This window comes from Burkholderia sp. IT-111MI5, from assembly GCF_949752865.1.
In the GTDB taxonomy this organism is placed as follows: domain Bacteria; phylum Pseudomonadota; class Gammaproteobacteria; order Burkholderiales; family Burkholderiaceae; genus Burkholderia; species Burkholderia pyrrocinia_C.
On the sequence record NZ_CATKIF010000004.1, the window covers coordinates 108,932 to 131,185 of the forward strand.

Below are 22,254 nucleotides of genomic sequence, written 5' to 3' on the forward strand. Positions count from 1 at the left end.
CGGCCTCCGTCAGGAACGCTGCAGGATCGCGTCGACCCGGCGGTCGAACGCACGATTCGCGCGCAGCACGTAGCACGCGGTCAGGCCGATCGCGACCAGGATGATCGCGACGCCCGCGGCGATCCCGACCGTCGTCGTCGCGCCGCGATACAGCGGCGCCGCGAGCACGTGCGGCGCGAGCGCGACGAGCAGGATGAAGCCGTAGTAGGTCGCGATCATCAGCGCCGTCAGCGTGAAGCTGAAGCGGCGCCGCGCACGCACGAGTTGCTGGTAGTCGCGGCGCGCCGTGACCGATTCGATGACGGAAAGCTCCATGGTGTCTCCTGTGTCGACCGGAGTTGGCGCTTTGGCGCTTGTTCCGGCCCCATGCTTCGCGGTCGACCGGAATCGGCGCTTCAGCGCCGACTCCAGTCCCCGCAGGGCACCTCGTCGTTTCGCGAGGCTTGTCTTGTAGATGGCCGGCGCGTCAACCGCTCCGCCCGCGCCGCGGCGGAAAAATCGCGTTACACGATGCGATCCGCGCGCAGCCGCGCGACCTCGTCGGTCGACATCCCGAGCCAGCCGCCGAGCACCGCGTCCGTATCCGCACCGAGCACCGGCGGCGCGCCGCGCACCGGCAGCCGCGCGCCGTCGAAGCGGTACGGCGGCGCGAGCACGTCGACACCGCCCGCGACCGGATGCGGCTGCCGCGTGACGAGCCCCGCGCTGGTCGCGCGCTCGGACCTCAGCGCTTCGTGCAACCCAAGCACTTCACCGCACGGAATGCCCGCGTCGGCGAGCGCCGCAAGCAGCGTCGCGCGCGACCGGCGCGCGAGTTCGCGGCGAAGCTCGGGCAGCAGGTCCGCGCGGTTTTCCGAGCGGCCGAGATTGGTCTTGTAGCGCGCGTCAGCCGCGAGGTCGGGCCGCTCGATCACCTCGCAGAAGCGCGCGAACTGCGTGTTGTTGCCGACGGTGATCACGAGCGGGCCGTCGGCCGCGTCGAACACGCCATACGGCACGATCGACGGATGCGCGTTGCCGTAGCGCGGCGGGTCCTCGCCCATCAGCAGCGCATCGAGCCCGTAGTACGCGGTGATCATCAGCCCGCAGTCGAACAGCGCCATCTCGATGCGCCGCCCGCGCCCGGTTGCATGACGCTCGTACAGCGCGGCGAGGATCGCCTGCGCCGAATACATGCCGGTGAACAGGTCGACCGCCGCGACGCCGAACTTCAGCGGCGGCTGGCCGGCCTCGCCGTTCAGCGCCATCAGCCCGGCCTCCCCCTGCACGACGAGGTCGTAACCGGGCCGCGCGGCCTCGGCGCCCGAACGGTCGTAGCCGGAAATCGCGCAGTGCACGAGGCGCGGGTTCAGTTCGGCCAGCGCGTCATAGCCGAGGCCGAGCTTTTCCGCGCCGCCGAACTTGAAGTTGTGGACCAGCACGTCGGCCTGCGCGGCCAGCTCGCGCGCGACGCGCTGCCCTTCTTCGGTCTGCAGGTCCACGCAGATCGAACGCTTGCTGCGATTCACGCTGTTGAAATACGTAGTCTCGGTATCGCCGATCCGCAGCCCCCAGTCGCGCGTGTCGTCGCCGCGCGCCGGATGCTCGACCTTGATCACTTCCGCGCCGAAGTCGGCGAGCACCATCGCGCACCACGGGCCCGCGAGCACGCGCGAGAAATCGAGCACCTTCACGCCGGCCAGCGGCAATGCGCGCGGTTCGTTCGTCATCCTTGTCTCCTCCATTCGCGCTGCGCGCTTTTACTGTTTGGACAACGCGATGTAGCGCGCGAGATGGTGATCCTCGTCGCCGAGCTGGTGATCGATCATCACGAGGCGCTTCGCGTAATGCGACAGCGGCAGCTCCCACGTCATCCCGATCCCGCCGTGCAACTGGATGCTCTCCTCGGCAACGAGCGTGCCGATCCGGCCGATGCTGTATTTCGCTGCCGCAAGCGCACGTTCGCGCACCGCGCGCGGCGCATCGAGCTGCGCGGCCGCGTTGATCACGGCCGAGCGCGCCTGCTCGACTTCGAGCAGCAGGTCGGCCATCCGGTGCTGCAGCGCCTGGAAACTGCCGATCGGCAAACCGAACTGCTTGCGCGTGCGCAGGTAGTCGAGCGTGTGTTCCTTCGCGACGTCCATCGCGCCGAGCGCTTCCGCCGACAGCGCGAGCAGCCCGTAGCCGAGCACGCGTTCGAGCAGCGCCGCGCCCGCTTCGCCGTCGCGCTCGACGTCCGGATCGCCGAGCGCGGCATCGACCGGCAGTGCAACGCGATCGAAGCGCACCTCGGCCGCGCGGCCGCCGTCGATCTTCCGGTAATCGCGCAGCGATACGCCCGGCGCATCGGCCGGCACGACGAACAGGCCGATGCCGGCCGCATCGTCGTCGTGGCCGGACACGCGCGCGCTGACGACGAAGAACGCCGCCTGCGCGGCCTGGTCGACGACGCCCTTCGCGCCTGTCAGCACCCAGCCGTCGCCCGAGCGTTCGGCGCGCGTGCGCACGGTCGTCAGTTCGTAGTGCGAGCCCGGCTCGTTGTGCGCGAACGCGGCGCTCGCGCTGCCGTCGATCAACGCCGCGAGCTTGTCGCGATGCGCATCGCCGCCGGCGAGCGACAGCGCGCGGCCAGCCAGCAGCGCACCGAGGAACGGCTCGACGACGAGCCCGCGCCCGAGGCATTCGAACACCACGGCGATGTCGAAGCCCGCGCCGCCGAAGCCGCCGTCGGCTTCGGCAAACAGCGCGCCGACCGTGCCGAGCTCGGCAAAGCGCTGCCACATCGCGCGATCGAAGCCTTCGGCCGACTGCGCGATGCGATCGCGCACCGGGAACGCGTACTGTTCGGCGATGAAGCGGTTCAACGTGTCCGCCAGCATCCGGCGGTCTTCTGTGTGCTGGAAATCCATCGTCGCGCTCCTCGTTACAGCCCGAGCATCATCTTCGCGATGATGTTCTTCTGGATCTCGTTCGAGCCGCCGAAGATCGACAGCTTCCGGTTGTTGAAGTACTGCTGCGCGGCGCTCGCGGCTTCGTCCGGGCCGACCGGTTCGCCGTCGTAGTCCGCATCGAGCGCTTCGTCGACGAACGGCTGCGCGTACGGCCCCATCGCGCGCCGCATCAGCGACGCGATCTCCTGGCGGATCTGCGTGCCGCGGATCTTCAGCATCGAGCTTTCCGCGCCCGGCGCGCCGCCGCCCGCGACCGCGGCCAGCACGCGCAGGTTGGTCGTGCGCATGTTCTCGAGCTCGATCTCGACGCGCGCGACACGCGCCGCGAAGAACGGATCGTCCGCGAGCGGCCTGCCGTTCTTCATCACCTTCGCGGCGACCGCGCGCAACCGGTCGAGCGCGGCCGTCGAGAAGCCGATCCCGGCGATGTTGGTGCGCTCGTACGTGAGCAGGAATTTCGCGTAGGTCCAGCCGCGGTTCTCCTCGCCGACGAGGTTTTCCGCCGGCACGCGCACGTCGGTGAAGAACACCTCGTTCACCTCGTGCTCGCCGTCGAGCGTGATGATCGGACGCACTTCGACGCCCGGCGTGTTCATGTCGATCAGCAGGAAGCTGATGCCCTCCTGCTTGCGCACGTCGGTCGCGGTGCGCACGAGGCAGAAGATCATGTTCGCGTAGTGGCCGAGCGTGGTCCACGTCTTCTGCCCGTTCACGATGTAGTGCTCGCCCTGCGCGTCGATTCCGCGCACCGCGCTCGTCTTCACCGCCGCGAGATCGGAACCGGCGCCCGGCTCCGAGTAACCCTGGCACCACCAGTCGGTGCCGTCGAGGATGCGCGGCAGCCAGTGGCGCTTTTGCGCCTCGCTGCCGTACTTGATCAACACCGGGCCGAGCATGTTCACGCCGAACGGCACGATGCGCGGCGCACCGGCGAGCGCGCATTCGTTGTCGAACAGGAACTTCTGCGCGACGCTCCAGCCGGGGCCGCCGTATTCGCGCGGCCAGTGGCTCGCGAGCCAGCCGCGCGCGTTGAGTGTCGCGTGCCATTCGCGCATGTCGTCGCGCGTGAGGTGCAGGCCGCCCTTCACCTTGCGCGCGATGCGCTCGGGCAGTTCCGCTTGCAGGAAGCGCTGCACTTCCGTGCGGAAGGTTTCCTCTTCGGGAGTGAAATTGAGGTCCATCTTCGGTCCGTTGCGAATGCGGTTGGCGTTCAGTCGATGCGGTTCAGGCTCGCGAAATCCGCGCCACGCGCGACGAGTTCGACGATCAGCGGCGACGGCTTCCAGAACAGCGGATCCTCCTTCGCGAACGCGCGGATATCGGCGAGCACGTTCGCGAGGCCGAGCGTGTCCGCGTAGTGCATCGGTCCGCCGCGATAGCGCGGGAAGCCGTAGCCGTACAGGAACACCGCGTCGACATCGAGCGGGCGCAGCGCGATCTTCTCGTGCACGACGTTCGCGCCTTCGTTGATCATCGCGGCGAGGTAGCGGCGCAGGATTTCGTCGTCGGTGAACGTGCGCGGCGTGACGCCCTTCTTCGCGCGTTCTGCCGCGACGATCGCTTCGACTTCCGGGTCCGGCGTGCCGACGCGCGCGCCGTCCGGATACAGGTAGTAGCCGCGCGACGTCTTCTGCCCGAACCAGCCGCGCTCGCACAGCCGGTCGGAAATCTCCACGTAGCGCGCGCGCGGATCGCGCGTCGCCGCGCGGCGCTTGCGGGTCGCCCAGCCGATGTCGCCGCCCGCGAGATCGACCACCTGGAACGGCCCCATCGGGAAGCCGAATTCGCGCACCGCGCGATCGATCTGGTACGGCGACGCGCCGTCTTCCATCAGGTAGTCGGCCGCCGTGCGATAGACGGCGAGGATCCGGTTGCCGATGAAGCCGTCGCATACGCCTGCGCGCACCGGCGTCTTCTTCAACTGCTTGGCAAGCGCGAACGCGGTCGCGACGACGTCCGCGCTGACGCGCGCCGGCACGACGATCTCGAGCAGCTTCATCACGTTGGCCGGCGAGAAGAAATGCAGGCCGATCACGTCGGCCGGGCGGTCGATGCTCGCGGCCAGTTCGTCGATGTCGAGATACGACGTGTTGGTCGCGAGCACCGCACCCGGCTTGCAGACGCGCGCGAGTTCGGCGAACACGGCCTTCTTCACTGCCATGTCCTCGAACACGGCCTCGATCACGACATCGGCCTGCGCGAGCGCGTCGTACGACGTGCTGCCCTTGAAGCGCGCGAGCCGTGCCGCGTGCGCGGCCGGCGTCATCCGCCCTTTCGCGACGAGGCCGTCGTACACCTTCTCGACGTGCGCGCGGCCGCGCGCGAGCGACGCTTCGTCGCGTTCGATCATCGTCACCGGCAGCCCGGCGTCGAGCGCCGCGACCGCGATGCCCGCGCCCATCGTGCCGCCGCCGACCACGCCGATCCGCTCGACCGGCCGCGCGCTCGCACGCCGCGCCTCGGGCGCCTTCGCGGCTTCGCGCTCCGCGAAGAACGCATGCACGAGGCCCGCGCGCTGCGGGCTGTCGATGCACTGCAGGAACAGGCTGCGTTCGAACGTCATCCCCGCATCGAACGACTGCGTGAGCGCGGTCTCGACCGCTTCGACGATCTTCGCCGGCGAGAACAGCCCGCGCGACTTCTTCGGCAGTTCCGCGCGCGCCGCGTCGATCGCGGCCTGCGCGGCCGCGCGATCGGCGAGCCCCTGCGCATCGCGCGTGCGGCGCACCGGCGCGCCGAGCGACACGAGTTCCTGCGCATAGGCAAGGCCTTCGGCAAGCGTGTCGTCACTGTGCGCGACGCGATCGACGAGACCGAGCGCGAGCGCTTCGTCCGCGCTCGCGTGGCGGCCCGTCAGCATCAGGTCGAGCGCGGCCTTTGCGCCGATCAGGCGCGGCGTACGCTGCGTGCCGCCCGCGCCGGGCAGCAGGCCGAGCGTGACTTCGGGCAGCCCGAGCTTCGCGCCGGGCACCGCGAGCCGGTAATGCGCGGCCAGCGCGACTTCGAGGCCGCCGCCGAGCGTCGCGCCGTGCAGCGCGACCACGACCGGCTTCGCGCTGGACTCGATCCGCTCGCACACGTCGGGCAGCGACGGCGGCACGGGCGGCTTGCCGAATTCGCGGATGTCGGCGCCCGCGATGAAGTTGCGGCCGGCGCCGACGATCAGCACCGCGCGGATCGCGTCGTCGGCCTGCGCGGCGTCGAGCGCGTCGGCGAGGCCGCGCCGCACGTCGGCCGACAGCGCGTTGACGGGCGGATGGTCGATCGTGACGACGAGCACCTTATCGCGCCGCTCGCGCGTGACCGTGCCGGCTTGGGGTGTTGCAGATGAATTCATGGTGTCTCCTGTCCTGTCATATGCACCAGACATGCACCGATTCTCGATTGATCGAGATTCATTGACAATTCCCTCTCGCCTTTACAAGCTGTCAAGTCTGACTTGACACTGAATGTTTTCCGACCGTTAAACGGGACGGATCAGGAGCGAACGCATGGACCTGAACGCGCTGACGCTGCTCGTCGAGATCCTCGACGCCGGCAATCTCAGCAAGGCAGCGCAGCGGCTCAAGATGAGCCGCGCGAACGTCAGCTACCGGCTGAACCAGCTCGAGCGCTCGATCGGCCAGCAGCTCGTGCGGCGCACGACGCGGCGCATCGAGCCGACCGAGATCGGGCTGAAGCTGTACGAGCACGGCCGGCGCATCCGCAACGAGCTGCTCGCCGCGGAGGAATCGGTGACGACGCTCGGCCAGGACCTGCAGGGCCGCGTGCGGCTGTCGGTGCCGAGCGGCTATGGGCAAATGGTGATGTCCGAATGGCTGCTCGCGTTCAAGCGGCTGCATCCGGGCATCGTGCTCGACGTCGTATTCGAGAACCGCGTGGAAGACCTGATGCGCGACGAGATCGACATCGCGGTGCGCGTGATGCCCGAGCCGCCGCAGAACCTCGTCGCGCGCGACATGGGCGCGGTGCGCTACGTCGCGTGCGCGTCGGCTGCGTTCGCGGCCGCGCACGGGATGCCAGCGAGCCTCGGCGCGCTGGCCGCCGCGCCGGTCGTCACCGCGACGGTGATGGGCCGCCAGCTCAGGATCGCCGCGTATCTCGGCGACGAGCGGCACGAGGTGCTGCTCGAGCCCACGCTGATTTCGGAGAACTTCCTGTTCCTGCGCCAGGCGATCCTCGCGGGGATCGGCGTCGGCATCGTGCCCGACTACGTGATGCAGGACGACATGCGGCGCGGCGCCGTCGTCACGTCGCTCGACGCATACCGGCTCAGCATCTTCGGCACGCACATGTACATGCTCTACATGCCGAACCGGCACCACACGCGCGCGACGTCGACGTTCATAGAGTTCATCCTCGAACAGGCCGGAAAGGCCGGCCGGGGCGGGCCCGGCGCGATGCGTCAGGGTTTCCTGTCGGATGACAATCCGCCGGCCTCGCGGCGACAATAGCGCGCCGGGGCGCGCAGCCCCGTTGCGCCCGCACCATCGCTTCATTCGAATTCACTGCTGCCGAGGGTTCAATGTTCGACCGGATTCGTCCGCATTCGCGTCCCTGGACGCTGCTCGCCGCCGTCGCGTTCGTCGCGTTCAACGCCGGCTGCACGTCCCCGTCAACGCCGTCGGGCGCCGTCGTCCCGGTGGCCGCCGCGTCGGGCGCAGCCGTGCCGCTGCCTGGCTTCCATGCGCCCGAGCTGTCGTCCGGCTGGGTCGACAAGCCGGGCTGGACTTCGCAGCACAGCATGATCGCGGCCGCGAACCCGCTCGCGACGCAGGCCGGCTACGAGATGCTGAAGGCCGGCGGCACCGCGATCGACGCCGCGATCGCGACGCAGATGGTGCTCGCGCTCGTCGAGCCGCAATCGTCGGGGATCGGCGGCGGCGCGTTCATGCTGTACTTCGACGGCAAGGCGACGCAGGCGTACGACGGCCGCGAAACCGCGCCGGCCGCCGCGACCGACCGCCTGTTCTACGGGCCGACCGGCCAGCCGATGGGCTTCTACGAAGGCGTCGTCGGCGGGCGCTCGGTCGGCACGCCGGGCGTGCTGCGCATGCTCGACGCCGCGCACCGCGCGCACGGCAAGCTGCCGTGGCGCCGGCTGTTCCAGCCCGCGATCCGGCTCGCCGAGCACGGTTTCACGATCAGCCCGCGGCTCGCGACACTGATCGCGAACGACAAGTACCTGAAGAACGACCCGGCCGCGCGTGCGTACTTCTACAACCCGGACGGCACGCCGAAGGCGGCCGGCACGGTGCTGAAGAACCCCGCGCTCGCGACCGTGCTGCGCCAGGTCGCCGACCGCGGCGCGAACGCGTTCTACACCGGCGCGATCGCGCGCGACATCGTCACCAAGGTCCGCAAGCACCCGACCAATCCGGGCCTGCTGTCGCTCCAGGATCTCGCACGCTACAAGACGAAGGTGCGCACGCCGCTGTGCGCGGACTACCGGCGCTCGGTCGTCTGCGGGATGCCGCCGCCGTCGTCCGGCGGTCTCGCGATCGCGCAGATGCTCGGCATCCTCGAGGCGATGCCCGACTGGCAGCAGATCGGCGCGCAGAAGCCGGTGCGCAACGACGTCGGCTACGAGCCGACGCCGTTCGCCGCGCACCTGTTCAGCGAAGCCGGGCGCCTCGCGTATGCGGACCGTGCGCGCTATGTCGCCGATCCCGATTTCGTGCCGCTGCCGGGCGGCAACTGGACAAGCCTCACCGACAGGACCTACCTCGCACAGCGCGCGCGGCTGATCGGCGACAGCAGCATGGGCGTCGTGCAGGCCGGCGCGCCGCAGGGCGCGACGCTCGCGATGGCCGACGATCGCAGCCCCGAATTGCCGTCGACGTCCGACATCGCGATCGTCGACCGCTACGGGCAGGCGCTGTCGATGACGACGAGCATCGAGGATGCGTTCGGTTCGCGGCTGATGGTGCGCGGCTTCATGCTGAACAACCAGCTCACCGATTTCTCGTTCGTGTCGAACGACAACGGCCGGCCGGTCGCGAACCGCGTGCAGCCCGGCAAGCGGCCGCGTTCGGCGATGTCGCCGGAGCTCGTGTTCGACAAGAAGACGAAGCAGGTGACGATGATCGTCGGCTCGGCCGGCGGCCCCGCGATCATCAATCACGTCGCGAAGACGCTGGTCGGCGTGCTCGACTGGGGCATGACGATGCAGCAGGCGATCGCACTGCCGAACTTCGGGTCGATGAACGGGCCGACGCAACTCGAGCGCGGCCGCGTGTCGGACGCGCTCGCCGACGGGCTGAAGGGCCGCGGGCACGACGTGCAGGTCGTCGAGATGAACTCGGGGCTGCAGGGAATCCAGCGGCTGAACGTGCAGGGGCAGACGGTGTGGTTCGGCGGCGCGGACCCACGGCGCGAAGGGGTTGCGATGGGGGATTGACGGACGCCCCCCGTCCGCGGCAGCGCGCGTGAGCCGTCACGCGCCGCTCCTTGCATCACACATACCGACGACCGATTATCCGTGGCCGCCCATCGAATCGCGGCCACGGCCCCCGCCAGCCTCCCCCCATACGATTTGTCCCATTAGCAACGTCATCATTTTCGTAACTGTCTGATCGACGGCGCATTCGACGAACCGTATATTGCCCCGGTTCAAGGCCACCCGATACGGACATGTCTTCACCGACGGCGGTACATCGTACCTGCTCCGTTCGGTGAGTCGCACGTGCATCGTCCGGCCGTCTGACATACGACATCAATCAATCAGGACTACGATTCATATGACAAGCGTCATCGCCATTCGCTCCGGTATTCCGTGCGCACGCTCGCGCGCTTCGATCAAGCCGAAGCGCACACCTGCCGCCAGACTCACGGCATTCGCTCTCGCGCTCGCCGCGCTCGCACCGTGCTACGGCCATGCCGGCGACGACCTGATCCAGACCAACCTGGTCATTCTCGGCGGTAACGGCGGCGATCCGATCGCGTCCGGCGCCAGCGCGATCGCGATAGGACCGGGCGCGCAAGCGCTTGGCGAAACCGGCAGCGACTACTCGGCGATCGCGATCGGCGCGAAAGCCGTTGCCGACGGGCAAGCTACCGTCGCCGTCGGCGAAAACGCGAACGTCCACGGCGACCGCTCGAACGCGTTCGGCGTATCGTCGAACGTCAATGCGAACCGCAGCCTCGCGCTCGGCGCCGACACGAAGGTCAGCGCGCACGGCGCGGTCGCACTCGGCCAGGGCAGCGTCGCCGACCGCACGAACACCGTGTCGATCGGCAACACCGGCAACGAGCGCCAGCTCGTCAACCTGCGGGCCGGCACGCGCGACACCGACGCAACCAACCTGTCGCAGCTCAAGCCCGTCGTCGACGCGCTAGGCGGCGATGCCGCCGTCAACGCGGACGGCACCGTGCGCGGCCCGAGCTACGAGATCGACGGCAAATCCTTCAGCAATGTCGGCGGCGCACTGACGAATCTCGACGGGCGCGTCAACTCGCTCCGCGTCGACGTCGACGATCTCGGCACGCGGCTCGACAACGGCACGACCGGCCTGGTCCGGCAGGACCCGGCGAGCCTCGCGATCTCGATCGGCGCCGACAAGGGCGGCACGTCGGTCAGCGTCGCCGGCGCGAACGGCACGCGCGCACTGACCGGGCTGTCGAACGGCACCGGCGATACCGACGCCGTGACGGTCGCGCAGCTCAAGGCGACCGGCCTGATCGACCCGAATGGCAAGCCGCTCGGCGCGATCGTGTACGACGACCTGACGCTCGGCAGCGCAACGCTCGGCGGCGTCGGCGGCACCTTGCTCAATAACGTCAAGGGAGGCGCAATTGCGGCGGGCAGCATGCAGGCCGTCAACGGCGGGCAACTCTTTGCGATGGAGCAGAAATTCCAGAGCAGCGTCGATTCACTGAATTCCCGCCTGACGAATGTCGAGCAGAACGGCACCGGCGCCAAACCGTGGACGGGCGAGCATGGCAACCAGTTGGCCCAGCTCGGCGACGGCTCCGGAGCGACCGGATCGGACTCGATGGCGCTCGGTCAGAACTCGAACGCATCCGGCAATGGCGGCGTCGCGCTCGGGAACAATGCGACGGCATCGGGCAATAATTCGGTCGCGCTCGGCGCGAACTCCGTCGCCGATCGCGACGACTCGGTCTCCGTCGGCTCGCCCGGCCACGAACGGCAGATCACCAACGTCAAGGCCGGCACCGCGCCGACCGATGCCGTGAACGTGCAGCAGTTGAACGACCAGATCGGCAGCGTTCGATCCGACATCGATCACTACCGGCGCGACGCAAGCGGCGGCATCGCGTCCGCCGTCGCGATCGCGAACCTGCCGCAGGCGTCGCTGGCGGGCGAAAGCATGGTATCGATTGCCGGCGGCACGTACAGCGGTCAGTCGGCCGTCGCGTTCGGCCTGTCGACCGCGACCCGCAACGGTCGCTGGGTCGTCAAGGCGTCCGGGTCGACCAATACTCGAGGCACCGTGGCAGTCGGCGCCGGCGCCGGCTATCGCTGGTAAGCCGTCGCGGCATTGCCGACAGCATCATCCGGAACGGGCCGGGTTTCGATCGACACGAAACCCGGCCCGTTCCATTCGAGGCGATGCCCGACTGGCAGCGGATCGGCGCGCAGAAACCGAACGCCTCACTTCAGTGCAACGGACCGCGTCGCGGATCGATCGGCGTCGTCACGCCGCAACGCGCCTCGATCACCTCGCCCGCCGCAAGGCAACGGCCTTCCTGAAAGCGCCCGGCCACAAGTTGCACGCCGACCGGCAGCCCATCCACCGCGCCGACCGGCACGGACAGGCCCGGAAGGCCGAGAATCGCGGTGGCGAGCATCGGGCTTTGCGCATCCAGAATGCGCCGCATCGCGTCGTCTCCGCGGCGGTCCGCATCGATCGGGAACGGGCGTTGCCAGGACACCGGCATCAGCAGCAATGGATGACGGGCAAAAAAAGCCTGCCAATGGCGCAGCACCGACGACCGCCGCGACAGCGCGTTCATGTAGCCGACCGTGTCGAGCGGCTTCGCGAGATGCATCATGCTCGCGTAAGCGGCACGGACCGCGTCGTCGCCGTAGGCGTCGATCGCACCGCCCATGCCGGCCTCCATTTCGGCCGTCGTCAACGCGAGCCACAGATCGGCCGCTTCCCGCAGCGCCGGCGGCGTCGCGTGCACGACCGAATAGCCTGCCGCATCGAGGCAGCCGGCGGCGAAATCGAGCGCATCGAGCACCGCAGGATCGGCCTCGATGCCGTCCATCTGCCGGCACAACGCAACGCGCGTCGGCCCCGCGTCGGCACTCAACGGTACCGGCACCCACCACGGATCGTTGAGATCCGGCGCAGCAAGCGCCCGCAGCGCGAGACGCAGATCGGCCACCGTGCGTGCAAGCGGCCCCTGCACCGACGCAAGCTGAACGGCCGGAGTCCGCTCGTGCGCCTGACTCGGATTGAACGCGGGCACGCGCCCCTGGCTCGGGCGCAATCCCGCAACGCCGCACGCATACGCCGGATATCGAATCGAGCCGCCCAGATCATTGCCGTGCGCGATCGCGCCCACGCCGGTCGCCACCGCGACAGCCGCGCCGCCGCTCGATCCGCCGGATGTCAGGCCGGGCACCCACGGATTCAGCGTCCGGCCGTACAGCTCGTTGTCGGTAAACCAGCGCAGCGAAAACGCGGGCGTATTGGTACGGCCGATGATGATCGCGCCTGCCTTGCGCAGATTCGCGACGACCGGGCTGTCGGCAACCGCCACGACGTCGCGATAGGCGGCGACGCCATTGCTCGTCGCACGCCCGGTCATGTCGACATTGACCTTCACCGTCACCGGCACGCCGTGCAGCGGGCCGACCCGCGCCCCTCGGGCGATCCGCGCGTCCGCGTCGGCCGCGGCCCGCATCGCGTCGTCGGCAAGCACGTCGACGACCGCGTTGGTCTGCGGATTGACGGCATCGAGCCGCGCGAGACAGCTCGCGACGACCTCCTGGGCAAGGCATTCGCGTTGCGTCAGGTTTGCCACGACCTCCGTTGCGCTCAGGCGCCACAGTTCCTTGTCCATCCGTATCGTCTCCTCGATGCGCTGCACTGCGCCTTCTTTGCTTAAGATAGAAATATCTTATGAAGAATTGGCGCGCACCGACAGACAATTTGTTTTTGGGCGTGACAGCCGGCAGTTGCCGCCCACGAGTTCGTTTTACACGGAGGAATGGCGGACCAGCCACCGAAGGCACGGCTGCGGCTGGTCGGAGCGGGCAGCGTTCGGGCTGGCCGCCGCGCGCAACCTGCGCCGAGCCAGGCTGCAGTCGGCAACGCGATCGGATCGACGAACGCGAGGACGATCTCGGCGCCCGCTCAGCCTCTGCCCTTCCACGGCACGATCCGCCGCTCGACCCACCGCATCGCGAGATCGAACAGCCACGCGATCGCACCGATGATCAGGATGCCCATCACGACGATGTCGGTGCGCAGGAAGCTCGATGCGTTGAGCACCATCTGCCCGAGCCCGGCCGTCGCGGCGACCATCTCGGCCGCGACGAGCGTAGTCCAGCCGAAACCGATCGCGATCCGCAGCCCGGTGAGAATTTCCGGCAGCGCGGCCGGCAGCACCACGTGGCGCACGATCTGCGCGAAGCTGCCGCCGAGCGAATACGCGGCGTTGATCTGCTCGACCGTCGCCGCGCGCACGCCGGCGCGCGCGGCCATCGCAATCGGCGCGAAGCATGCGAGGAAGATCACGACGAGCTTCGCCGTCTCGTCGATGCCGAACCAGATCACGACGAGCGGCAGGTACGCGAGCGGCGGCAGCGGCCGGTAGAACTCCAGCAGCGGATCGAGCACGCCGCGCGCGACGCGGCTCACGCCCATCAGGATGCCGGCCGGCACGCCGATCGCGGTCGCGAGCAGGAACGCGCCGAACACGCGCGCGGCACTCCACAGCAGATGCTCGGACAGCGGCAGGCCGCCCTGGATGCGGCCGTGCCACGCGTCGACGAAGGCCGTCCACACGGCTTCCGGCGCGGGCAGGAACAACGGCGGCAGCCACTGCCGATGCGTCGCGACCCACCACAGCACGGCGAGCGCCGCGACCGTCGCCACGCTCAGCCCTGCGGTCTTGCCCTGCCCAGGCAACCGGTAACGGTGCGACGCGCGCGCCGCCGCGGGACGCCGCGTCGTGTGTTCGTCCTGCTCGAAACCCACGGCCGTGCGATCGGCCGCCCACGAATCCTGCGTGCTCATGCTGTCCTGCCTGTGCAAAATACTGTTCCGGCCGCGCCCGACGGCCACGCCCTGCCGCGCCAGCTCGCGCGTCACGCGGCTTCCCCGACGGCTTCGTCGCGATGCAGATACGCGATCAGCCGCTCGCGCCATCCGATGAAATCGGGCGACGACTTCACCGCGCGCGCATCGCGCGATTCGACATAGCGACGCGCAAACGGCAACTCGAAGGTTTCGGCGATCCGGCCGGGGCCCGGCGTCATCACGACAAGACGCGTCGCGAGGAACAGCGCCTCCTCGACGTCGTGCGTGATGAAGAACACCGTCTTGCCGGTGCGTGCCCACACGTCGAGCACGAGCGCCTGCATCGTGCCGCGCGTCATCGCGTCGAGCGCGCCCATCGGCTCATCCATCAGCAGCACGCGCGGGTCGCTCGCGAGCGCACGCGCGATGCCGACACGCTGCTGCATGCCGCCCGACAGTTCGTACACGCGCGCATACGCATGCTTGTCGAGCCCGACCAGCGCGAGCATCTCCCGCGCGCGCGCTTCGCGTTCGGCCTTCGACACGCGCGCGAAGCGCAGCCCGAGCGCGACGTTGTCGAGCACGTCGAGCCACGGCAACAGCGCGTATTTCTGGAACACGACACCGCGATCAGCACCCGGGCCCGTGACCGGCACGCCGTCGACGCGCACGTCGCCGGTGGTCGGCGCGACGAAACCGGCCATGCAGTTCAGCAGCGTCGTCTTTCCGCACCCGGACGCACCGAGCGCGACGACGAATTCACCGGCATCGATGCGCAGGTCGACGCGCGCGAGCGCCTGCGTCGTCGGCCGACCGCGCTCGCCCGGATAGGCAACCGATACCTGACGAACTTCCAGCGTGCTCATGAGCGATGCTCCGCGATGCGTTGCGTGGCCGTGCTCAGCGCGCGGCCTTCTGCACGAACTGCGGATCGACGCCGGCCGAATAGTCGGACAGCACCGTCTGGATCGTGCCCTGCGATTTGAGGAACGTGGCGGTGGCCGCGAGCGACTTCGCGGCGCCCGATTGCGCACCGCCGCCGAGCCACGTCGGCGACGCCTGCTCGGCCGCCGTCGGGAATGCGTAGAGCGCGAGGCTGGCCGGCACGTCCTGCGCGTTCGCGCCCGACACCTTCGCCACCGCCTCGACCTGCGGCGAGCCGACCTTCCACGCGGCTGCATGCGCACGGTAATCGGCATCGGCGGCGGCGAGCACCTTCACGAAGCGCGTGACGAACTCGGGGTTCTCGCGCGCGAACTTGCGGCTCACGACGAAGCCGTCGAAGGTTGCCTTGCCGCTTTCTTTCGCAACCCGGCCCGACGTCGTCAGCACGGTGCCCGACTGCTTGACCTTCGCCAGCACGGGATCCCAGATATAGGTCGCGTCGATGTCGCCGCGCGCCCACGCGGCCGCGACTTCGGGCGGACGCAGGTTGACGATCTTCACGTCGTTCGGGTTGACGCCCGCGGCCTGCAGCGCGACGAGCGTATGGAAATGCGACGTCGACACGAACGGCACGCCGATCTTCCTGCCCTTCAGCGCCGCGATGTTGGTGACGCCCGAGCCGTTGCGCGCGACGAGCGCCTCGGCGTCGTTGATGTTGTCGAGTACCCAGAACAGCGAGATGTCGAGCCCCTGCGACAGCCCGGCCGCGATCGGGCTCGACCCGGCTTCGCCGAGCTGCACGGAGCCCGACGCGAGCGCGCGGATCACGTCGGCGCCGCTGTCGAGCTTGCGGAACCTGACCTTGTAGCCGGTCGCCTTTTCGACTTCACCGCTCGCCTGCGCGTAGCGCCACGGCACGACCATGTCCTGGTACGCGATCACGACTTCGCGCGATTCGGCGTGCGCCGCGCCGAGCGCGGCCAGGGCGGTCAGCGCGACGACGGCGCGGCGGATGAAGCTGAAACGGGACATGCGGCTCTCCTTCGGATGCGGGCATTGCTGCGGGAGAGCCGACTATAGGAGCTTTGCGCGCGGCGGGAGCGAACTTATCCTGCGAAGCTATCGATGCCGTTTCAGCTTTGCTTTCCACGCTCGACCGGATCGTACGTCCGGTCGGGTGGCGATTGTCGTGCGAATGCGGGGATCGCAGCCGCACCAGCAAAAAAGCCCGCATCGCTGCGGGCTTTTTCGACTGCGTGAAGGCTGCGGTAACGCCAACGCGGCGCTCAGACCACGCCAGCCCCATGCGCCTGCAGATCGGCGTGATAGCTCGAACGCACCATCGCGCCGACGGCCGCGTGCGTGAAGCCCATCTTGTACGCCTCTTCCTCGTACATCTTGAACGTATCCGGATGCACGTACGCCCGCACCGGCAGGTGGTGCTCGGACGGCTGCAGGTACTGGCCGATCGTCAGCATGTCGACGTCGTGCGCGCGCAGGTCGCGCATCACCTGCAGGATTTCCTCTTCGGTCTCGCCGAGGCCGACCATCAGGCCCGACTTCGTCGCGACGTCCGGATGCAGCGCCTTGAAGTCCTTCAAGAGCTTCAGCGAGTGCGCGTAGTCCGAACCCGGGCGCGCTTCCTTGTACAGGCGCGGCACCGTTTCGAGGTTGTGGTTCATCACGTCGGGCGGCGCGGCGTTCAGGATCGAGATCGCACGGTCGAGACGGCCGCGGAAGTCCGGCGTCAGGATCTCGATGCGCGTTTCCGGCGACTGCTCGCGCACTTCGCGGATGCATTCGACGAAGTGGGCGGCGCCGCCGTCGCGCAGGTCGTCGCGATCGACGCTCGTGATCACCACGTACTTGAGCTTCAGTGCGGCGATCGTGCGCGCGAGGTTCTTCGGCTCATCGGTGTCGAGCGGATCGGGACGGCCGTGGCCGACGTCGCAGAACGGGCAGCGGCGCGTGCACTTGTCGCCCATGATCATGAACGTCGCGGTGCCCTTGCCGAAGCATTCGCCGATGTTCGGGCAGCTCGCTTCCTCGCACACGGTATGCAGGTTGTGCTCGCGCAGGATCGTCTTGATCTCGTTGAAACGCGAACTGCCGGTGGCCGCCTTCACGCGGATCCACTCGGGCTTCTTCAGCTTCTCGATCGGAATGACCTTGATCGGGATGCGCGCCGTCTTCGCCTGCGCCTTCTGCTTGGCGGTCGGATCGTAGGCAGCGGTCGCGGCCGAATCGGCCGGTGCGGGAGAAGCGGTAACGTCAGTCATTCGATTGTTCCAGTGCCTGCGGCTTGTCGGCGGCCGCGGATGCGCCGTCGAGGTTGGCGATCAGACGGCGCACCAGCGTGTGGGCGACGTCGTTCCAGTCGGCGGCAACCTCGAGGCTCGCCATGTCGACGGTTTCCAGTCCGGCATAGCCGCACGGGTTGATCGCAAGAAACGGGCGCAGATCCATCTTCACGTTCAGGCTCAGCCCGTGATAGCTGCAGCCGTTGCGGATCTTCAGGCCGAGGGCCGCGATTTTCGCGCCTTCGTGCACGCCGGATGCCACGTAGATCCCCGGCGCGCCCGCCTTGCGGACCGAAGCGAGATTATACGCCGCGAGGGTTTCGATCACGGCCTCCTCGATCTTCGTCACGAGCGTGCGCACCATCAGCTTGCGCCGGCGCAAGTCCAGCAGCAGGTAGACGACGATCTGGCCGGGGCCGTGATAAGTGATTTGCCCGCCGCGGTCGACCTTCACGAGCGGCACGCCGCTGTCGGCCACCAGCAGGTGAGCCGGGTCGCCCGCCTGGCCGAGCGTGTAGACGGGCGGATGCTCGACCACCCAGATCTCGTCGCCGGTGCCGGCCGTGCGCGTATCGGTGAACGCGCGCATCGCGTCGAAGCTCGTCTGGTAGGCCTCGACGCCCCGCCAGCGCACGGTGACCGGGTGATCCGGCGATTCGGCGGGCGATGCGGAGACGGCGACAGGCGTGGACACGATGGAAACCGGCGAAACGGACATGGGCGGTAGTTTACCGAAAACCCATGGGTCTCGCCGGCCCGGGAAAGGGACGGATGGTCAGTATCCGTCGGATGAAATGGCGGTCAAACCGTGCGCCATCCGTCGTGGAACAGCGCGGCGACGCGTTCGCGCAGCCGTGCCAGCCCGCCGAGCGCGACTTCCCTGGTCGGCCGCGACACCGAGAACGCGACGCACGCGCCCTCCCGGCCTTCCGCGCTGAGCCACAGCCGCTCGCCGCGGCGCAGCTTCAGCGTCTCGCCATCGACCAGGAAATAGTCGTCGACGTCGTTGCTGCGCGTGGCCCAGATCGGCCCGCACTGGACAATCAGCCGCGTGCTGCGTTGCACCTTCATCGGCACGGTTTCGCCCGCGGGGATTTCGAACGTGATGCTTGAGGAAATTTCTTGCATGATCGACTCCGCCAATAAGTGCTTCGATGGCTACAATCGTAGTCACTTCAAGGCGTCCGACAAAACGACCAATTTTCACGTCGATGTGAGGAAAATTAGCAAATGGACCTCCGCCAGCTGCCTGCATTGAACGCGATTCGCGCGTTCGAAGCCGCCGCCCGTCACGAGAATTTCTCGCGCGCCGCCGACGAGCTGTACGTCACGCACGGCGCGGTCAGCCACCAGGTGCGCGCGCTCGAGGAGGAGCTCGGCGTGCAGCTTTTCACGCGCAACGGCAAGCGGCTGTGCCTGACCGACGCCGGCATGCGCTACGCGCAGCAGATCCGCACCGCGCTGATGGTGATCGCCGACGCGACGCGCGACGTGCGCGCGAGCGACCGCGACCGGCGGCTCGTGGTGTCGATGCTGTCGTCGTTCGCCGCGCGCTTCATCACGCCGCGCATCGGCACGTTCATCGAGCGGCATCCGGAAATCGACGTCGAGCTGCAGTCGACCAACTCGCTCACCGATTTCGCGCGCGACGACGTCGATCTCGCGATCCGCTTCGGCTTCGGCAGCTATCCGGGGCTGCATGTCGAGCCGCTGTTCGAGGAGGTGTTCTTTCCGGCGTGCTCGCCGACGCTGAATGGCGGCAAGCTGCCGCAGACGCCCGCCGATCTCGCGCACTACAACCTGCTGCGTTCGGACGATGAGCTGTGGCGGCCGTGGTTCGACGCGGCCGGGCTCGATACGCTGACCGAGCCGAAGCGGGGGATTCTGTACCAGGATTCGTCGAACCTGCTGCTGGCCGCGATCGACGGCCAGGGCATCGCGCTGGTGCGCCGCTCGCTCGCGGTGCACGACCTGCTGGACGGGCGCATCGTGCGCCTGTTCGACATCGACGGGCCGAGCCCGTGGCACTATTTTTTCGTGTGTCCGCCGCCGCTGCTGAACACGCCGCGCGTGCAGGCGTTCAGGACCTGGCTGCTCGATGAGGTCGCCGAATACAAGCGGCTGTGCGACGAACTGGACGCGCGGCGCGCGGCGGGGAAGACCCCCGCCGAGTGCGCGCAGGAAGGAGGCGCTTAGAGTACGACCTTGACCATCGGATGGCCGGTCAGTGCGCGGTAGATGTTGTCGAGCTGTTCCTGGCTCGTCGCGCGCACGGTGATCGTGAGGCCCGTGTAATTGCCGCCGCTCGACGCGCGCTCCTCGATCTTCTCGACATCGATCTCGTTGTCGTGAACGGCGACGACCTTGAAGATCGTGTCCTTGAACTCGGGGTGCGCCTTGCCCATGATCTTGATCGGGAAATCGCACGGGAACTCCAGCAGCGACTCCTTCCGGGTCTCGATCGCGCCGGTGACCTCGACGGTTTTGGTCGGTTCGCTCATCATTTTCTCCGGGTTAGGTCAAACTGTTCAAACTCGCGTGCCTTCGCACGCTGGTACGCGTCGTACAGCGCCGCGAACACGGGGCCTGGCTTGCCGCCCTGCACGGGCAGATCGTCGAGCGACGTGACGGGCAGTACTTCCTTCGTGGCCGACGTGATCATGATCTCGTCGGCCGCGCGCAACTCCGCTTCGCCGATCTCCCGCGCGGTGAACGGGATCTTGCATTCGTCGGCCAGCTGCTCGACCAGCGCGTAGCGGATCCCCTCGAGGATCTTGTTGCTGCGCGGCGGCGCGATCAGCTCGCCGTTCTTCACGATCCACACGTTCGACGACGAGCCTTCGGTCAGGTAGCCGTCGCGCAACTGCAGCGTCTCGAACGCGTCACGTTCGGCCGCATGCTGCGCCATCAGCACGTTGCCGAGCAGCGAGATCGACTTGATGTCGCAATGCAGCCAGCGGCGATCCTCGGCCGTCACGCAGCGCACGCCCTTCGCGCGCTCCTCTTCCGACGGCAGGCGCAGCGGGCTCGTCATCGCGAACACCGTCGGCACCGCGTTCGCCGGGAACGCATGGCCGCGCTTCGCGACGCCGCGCGTCACCTGCAGGTAGACGAGCGCGTTGCCATCGCCGAGGCCTTCGGCATTCGCCGCGACGACGCGCTCGATCAGCGCGCGCCAGCCGGCGGCGTCGTGCGGATTGTCGATGCCGATCTTCTTCAGGCTGCGCGCGAGCCGCTCCAGATGCTGCTCGATCCGGAACGGCACGTGCGCGCCGTCGTGCGCATAAACGGGAACGACTTCATACACGCCGTCGCCGAAGATGAACCCGCGGTCGAGCACCGGGACACGGGCTTCGGACAGCGGCACCAGTTCCTCCTGCGACGAGACGCTGAGGTAGACGATCGGTTCGAATTCGGCTTGGCTCATGGCTATGACAGATGGGGATGAAGTCGTAAAAACAAAGGCCCGTCGTGCTTACTTCTTCTTGCTGAACATCAGCAGGATCGAGTCCCAGATACGCCCGAAGATACCGGCTTCCGGCACGGCCTGCAGCGCGACGACCGGGAATTCGGACAGCGTCTTGCCGTCGGCGACGATCTTCACGGTGCCGACCTGCTGGCCTTCCGCGAGCGGCGCGATCAGCGGCGCGTTGACGTCGACTTCCGTCTTGACCTTGTCGCCGAGGCCGCGCGGCACGGTCGCCCACTGGTCGCCCTTCACGCCGACCTGCACGGTGTTTGCCTTGCCCTTGTAGATGCGCGGCGTCGAGATCGCCTGGCCGCCCTTGAACAGGCGCACCGAATCGAACGCGCTGTAGCCGTAGTTCAGCATCTTCATGCTGTCCTGCGTGCGCTCGCCTTCCTTCTGCTCGCCCATCATCACCGACACCAGGCGGCGCTGGCCGTCGACGCCCGGAATCGCGCGCTTGGCCGACGCGATCAGGCAGTAGCCGGCCGCCTGCGTATGGCCCGTCTTCAGGCCGTCGACCGTCGGGTCGAGCCACAGCAGACGGTTGCGGTTGCCCTGGCGGATGTTGTTGTACTTGAATTCCTTCTCCGAGAAGATGCCGTAGTACTGCGGAAAATCGCGGATCAGGTGCGCGGACAGCTTCGCGAGGTCGCCGGCCGTCGTGTAGTGGTTCGGGTCGGGCATGCCGTTCACGTCGGCGAAGTGCGTGCCCTTCATGCCGAGGCGCTGTGCCTCGTCGTTCATCAGCGTGACGAACTGCCCTTCGCTGCCGCCGACCAGTTCGGCCAGCGCGATCGCGGCGTCGTTGCCCGACTGGATGATCATCCCGTACACGAGGTCGTGCACGGACACCGGCTTGTTCGCCTCGATGAACATGCGCGACTCGTCGGTGCCGACACGGCGCACCGCTACGCTCGGCGTGACGATCTGCTCCATCGAGATCTTCTTCTTGTCGAGCGCCTCGAACACCAGGTAGGCCGTCATCAGCTTCGTCAGCGATGCGGGCTCGACACGCTCGTCCGCATTGCCCGATGCGAGCACCGTGTTGCTCGTCGCGTCGACGAGCACCCACGAACGCGCGTTCACGCCCGGCGGCGGAACCGCGCCCGGCATGAAGGTCGCGGGCGCGCCGGTGAACTGCTCGGCAGCAGCGGCCGGCGCCGCGTGCGCGGCCTTGGCCTTGGCGGCCGGCTTCGCCTCGGCGACGACGATCGTCGACGCGAGCGCGACGGGCAGCATCACGCCGAGCGCGACGTTGCGCGCGGCGGTGCCGAAGGCGATGGAGGAAGCGAGGGACTTGAGGCCTTGGGGAGACAGACGCATGATCGATTCAGGCTGATGGCAGAAAGTGCGGTGCGAAACGCGCAGGGTTGAACGGCAAGGCGGCGGGCGTTTCGGGCACTCGCCCGACATCGTCGGGCGACGCGAAACGCGCCGGTTGGACTCGTGCGGAC

The 22,254-nt window shown here is 68.1% G+C and carries 19 protein-coding genes; 4 read left to right on the forward strand and 15 right to left on the reverse strand.

Going from position 1 to position 22,254, the window contains the following annotated elements; all coding sequences use genetic code 11:
• Window positions 1–9: 9 nt before the first annotated feature.
• The 5 genes from ACM6JT_RS03575 to ACM6JT_RS03595 all read right to left on the reverse strand — a co-directional run bounded on the left by ACM6JT_RS03575 (window position 10) and on the right by ACM6JT_RS03595 (window position 6,267).
• Window positions 10–315 (reverse strand): DUF485 domain-containing protein, encoded by a 306-nt coding sequence (locus ACM6JT_RS03575; protein ID WP_014895931.1) that lies wholly within the window; start codon window positions 313–315, stop codon window positions 10–12.
• A gap of 188 nt (window positions 316–503) precedes the next feature.
• Window positions 504–1,709: a CaiB/BaiF CoA transferase family protein gene (locus ACM6JT_RS03580; protein ID WP_034179133.1), complete on the reverse strand. Its 1,206-nt coding sequence runs from the start codon at window positions 1,707–1,709 to the stop codon at window positions 504–506.
• A gap of 30 nt (window positions 1,710–1,739) precedes the next feature.
• Window positions 1,740–2,888, reverse strand: a complete 1,149-nt coding sequence (locus ACM6JT_RS03585) for an acyl-CoA dehydrogenase family protein (protein WP_407970904.1) — start codon at window positions 2,886–2,888, stop codon at window positions 1,740–1,742.
• Between the two features lie 14 nt (window positions 2,889–2,902).
• Entirely contained in the window at window positions 2,903–4,111 is a 1,209-nt protein-coding gene (locus ACM6JT_RS03590; protein ID WP_414855972.1) for an acyl-CoA dehydrogenase family protein, read from the reverse strand.
• Window positions 4,112–4,140: 29 nt separating this feature from the next.
• Window positions 4,141–6,267 carry a 3-hydroxyacyl-CoA dehydrogenase NAD-binding domain-containing protein gene (locus ACM6JT_RS03595; protein ID WP_414855973.1) on the reverse strand — a complete coding sequence of 709 codons (2,127 nt, stop codon included), beginning with the start codon at window positions 6,265–6,267 and terminating at the stop codon, window positions 4,141–4,143.
• A 154-nt stretch (window positions 6,268–6,421) separates the two neighbouring features.
• Between ACM6JT_RS03595 and ACM6JT_RS03600 the strand changes: the two genes are divergently transcribed.
• The 3 genes from ACM6JT_RS03600 to ACM6JT_RS03610 all read left to right on the forward strand — a co-directional run bounded on the left by ACM6JT_RS03600 (window position 6,422) and on the right by ACM6JT_RS03610 (window position 11,419).
• A complete protein-coding gene (locus tag ACM6JT_RS03600; RefSeq protein ID WP_034179137.1) occupies window positions 6,422–7,384 on the forward strand; it encodes a LysR family transcriptional regulator in 963 nt (320 codons plus the stop codon).
• Between the two features lie 71 nt (window positions 7,385–7,455).
• The gene (gene ggt / locus ACM6JT_RS03605) at window positions 7,456–9,330 is read left to right on the forward strand and encodes a gamma-glutamyltransferase (protein ID WP_414855974.1); all 1,875 of its coding nucleotides are present in this window, start codon (window positions 7,456–7,458) and stop codon (window positions 9,328–9,330) included.
• 340 nt (window positions 9,331–9,670) lie between these two features.
• On the forward strand, window positions 9,671–11,419 hold the full coding sequence (locus ACM6JT_RS03610; protein WP_414855975.1) for a YadA family autotransporter adhesin: 1,749 nt from the start codon (window positions 9,671–9,673) through the stop codon (window positions 11,417–11,419).
• Window positions 11,420–11,549: 130 nt separating this feature from the next.
• Here the strand turns inward: ACM6JT_RS03610 and ACM6JT_RS03615 are convergent, their stop codons facing one another.
• The 7 genes from ACM6JT_RS03615 to ACM6JT_RS03645 form a co-directional block, all read right to left on the reverse strand.
• Window positions 11,550–12,965, reverse strand: a complete 1,416-nt coding sequence (locus tag ACM6JT_RS03615) for an amidase family protein (protein WP_105389610.1) — start codon at window positions 12,963–12,965, stop codon at window positions 11,550–11,552.
• A gap of 293 nt (window positions 12,966–13,258) precedes the next feature.
• On the reverse strand, window positions 13,259–14,275 hold the full coding sequence (locus tag ACM6JT_RS03620; protein ID WP_414855976.1) for an ABC transporter permease subunit: 1,017 nt from the start codon (window positions 14,273–14,275) through the stop codon (window positions 13,259–13,261).
• On the reverse strand, window positions 14,215–15,012 hold the full coding sequence (locus ACM6JT_RS03625; protein ID WP_414855977.1) for a taurine ABC transporter ATP-binding protein: 798 nt from the start codon (window positions 15,010–15,012) through the stop codon (window positions 14,215–14,217). Before ACM6JT_RS03625 ends, ACM6JT_RS03620 begins: the two co-directional genes overlap by 61 nt.
• Before the next feature lie 34 nt (window positions 15,013–15,046).
• Complete coding sequence (gene tauA, locus ACM6JT_RS03630; RefSeq protein WP_414855978.1) at window positions 15,047–16,063, reverse strand: taurine ABC transporter substrate-binding protein; 1,017 nt, start codon at window positions 16,061–16,063, stop codon at window positions 15,047–15,049.
• A 254-nt stretch (window positions 16,064–16,317) separates the two neighbouring features.
• Window positions 16,318–17,310 (reverse strand): lipoyl synthase, encoded by a 993-nt coding sequence (lipA, locus tag ACM6JT_RS03635; protein ID WP_105389606.1) that lies wholly within the window; start codon window positions 17,308–17,310, stop codon window positions 16,318–16,320.
• Complete coding sequence (lipB, locus tag ACM6JT_RS03640) at window positions 17,303–18,049, reverse strand: lipoyl(octanoyl) transferase LipB (protein ID WP_414855979.1); 747 nt, start codon at window positions 18,047–18,049, stop codon at window positions 17,303–17,305. The genes lipA and lipB overlap by 8 nt, the downstream gene beginning before the upstream one ends.
• Before the next feature lie 83 nt (window positions 18,050–18,132).
• Window positions 18,133–18,459: a DUF2917 domain-containing protein gene (locus ACM6JT_RS03645; protein ID WP_034179443.1), complete on the reverse strand. Its 327-nt coding sequence runs from the start codon at window positions 18,457–18,459 to the stop codon at window positions 18,133–18,135.
• 102 nt (window positions 18,460–18,561) lie between these two features.
• On the opposite strand from ACM6JT_RS03645, the gene ACM6JT_RS03650 reads away from it, so the two are divergent.
• Window positions 18,562–19,527 carry a transcriptional regulator GcvA gene (locus tag ACM6JT_RS03650; protein WP_175748968.1) on the forward strand — a complete coding sequence of 322 codons (966 nt, stop codon included), beginning with the start codon at window positions 18,562–18,564 and terminating at the stop codon, window positions 19,525–19,527.
• Here ACM6JT_RS03650 and ACM6JT_RS03655 read toward each other — a convergent pair.
• Genes ACM6JT_RS03655 through ACM6JT_RS03665 form a run of 3 tightly spaced genes read right to left on the reverse strand, consistent with a single transcriptional unit; the run spans window position 19,524 to window position 22,123 of the window.
• Window positions 19,524–19,832 carry a YbeD family protein gene (locus ACM6JT_RS03655; protein ID WP_011546305.1) on the reverse strand — a complete coding sequence of 103 codons (309 nt, stop codon included), beginning with the start codon at window positions 19,830–19,832 and terminating at the stop codon, window positions 19,524–19,526. The genes ACM6JT_RS03650 and ACM6JT_RS03655 overlap by 4 nt on opposite strands.
• Window positions 19,832–20,758: a D-amino acid aminotransferase gene (locus tag ACM6JT_RS03660; protein ID WP_034179147.1), complete on the reverse strand. Its 927-nt coding sequence runs from the start codon at window positions 20,756–20,758 to the stop codon at window positions 19,832–19,834. Before ACM6JT_RS03660 ends, ACM6JT_RS03655 begins: the two co-directional genes overlap by 1 nt.
• A gap of 48 nt (window positions 20,759–20,806) precedes the next feature.
• A complete protein-coding gene (locus tag ACM6JT_RS03665) occupies window positions 20,807–22,123 on the reverse strand; it encodes a D-alanyl-D-alanine carboxypeptidase family protein (protein ID WP_105389639.1) in 1,317 nt (438 codons plus the stop codon).
• Window positions 22,124–22,254: the final 131 nt, after the last annotated feature.

Coding starts and splice junctions, on each gene's coding strand:
- ACM6JT_RS03575 (WP_014895931.1), bottom strand. CDS start 315: ATGGAGCTTTCCGTCATCGAATCGGTCACGGCGCGCCGCGACTACCAG.
- ACM6JT_RS03580 (WP_034179133.1), bottom strand. CDS start 1,709: ATGACGAACGAACCGCGCGCATTGCCGCTGGCCGGCGTGAAGGTGCTC.
- ACM6JT_RS03585 (WP_407970904.1), bottom strand. CDS start 2,888: ATGGATTTCCAGCACACAGAAGACCGCCGGATGCTGGCGGACACGTTG.
- ACM6JT_RS03590 (WP_414855972.1), bottom strand. CDS start 4,111: ATGGACCTCAATTTCACTCCCGAAGAGGAAACCTTCCGCACGGAAGTG.
- ACM6JT_RS03595 (WP_414855973.1), bottom strand. CDS start 6,267: ATGAATTCATCTGCAACACCCCAAGCCGGCACGGTCACGCGCGAGCGG.
- ACM6JT_RS03600 (WP_034179137.1), top strand. CDS start 6,422: ATGGACCTGAACGCGCTGACGCTGCTCGTCGAGATCCTCGACGCCGGC.
- ggt (WP_414855974.1), top strand. CDS start 7,456: ATGTTCGACCGGATTCGTCCGCATTCGCGTCCCTGGACGCTGCTCGCC.
- ACM6JT_RS03610 (WP_414855975.1), top strand. CDS start 9,671: ATGACAAGCGTCATCGCCATTCGCTCCGGTATTCCGTGCGCACGCTCG.
- ACM6JT_RS03615 (WP_105389610.1), bottom strand. CDS start 12,965: ATGGACAAGGAACTGTGGCGCCTGAGCGCAACGGAGGTCGTGGCAAAC.
- ACM6JT_RS03620 (WP_414855976.1), bottom strand. CDS start 14,275: ATGGCGCGAGCGGCTGATCGCGTATCTGCATCGCGACGAAGCCGTCGG.
- ACM6JT_RS03625 (WP_414855977.1), bottom strand. CDS start 15,012: ATGAGCACGCTGGAAGTTCGTCAGGTATCGGTTGCCTATCCGGGCGAG.
- tauA (WP_414855978.1), bottom strand. CDS start 16,063: ATGTCCCGTTTCAGCTTCATCCGCCGCGCCGTCGTCGCGCTGACCGCC.
- lipA (WP_105389606.1), bottom strand. CDS start 17,310: ATGACTGACGTTACCGCTTCTCCCGCACCGGCCGATTCGGCCGCGACC.
- lipB (WP_414855979.1), bottom strand. CDS start 18,049: ATGTCCGTTTCGCCGGTTTCCATCGTGTCCACGCCTGTCGCCGTCTCC.
- ACM6JT_RS03645 (WP_034179443.1), bottom strand. CDS start 18,459: ATGCAAGAAATTTCCTCAAGCATCACGTTCGAAATCCCCGCGGGCGAA.
- ACM6JT_RS03650 (WP_175748968.1), top strand. CDS start 18,562: ATGGACCTCCGCCAGCTGCCTGCATTGAACGCGATTCGCGCGTTCGAA.
- ACM6JT_RS03655 (WP_011546305.1), bottom strand. CDS start 19,832: ATGAGCGAACCGACCAAAACCGTCGAGGTCACCGGCGCGATCGAGACC.
- ACM6JT_RS03660 (WP_034179147.1), bottom strand. CDS start 20,758: ATGAGCCAAGCCGAATTCGAACCGATCGTCTACCTCAGCGTCTCGTCG.
- ACM6JT_RS03665 (WP_105389639.1), bottom strand. CDS start 22,123: ATGCGTCTGTCTCCCCAAGGCCTCAAGTCCCTCGCTTCCTCCATCGCC.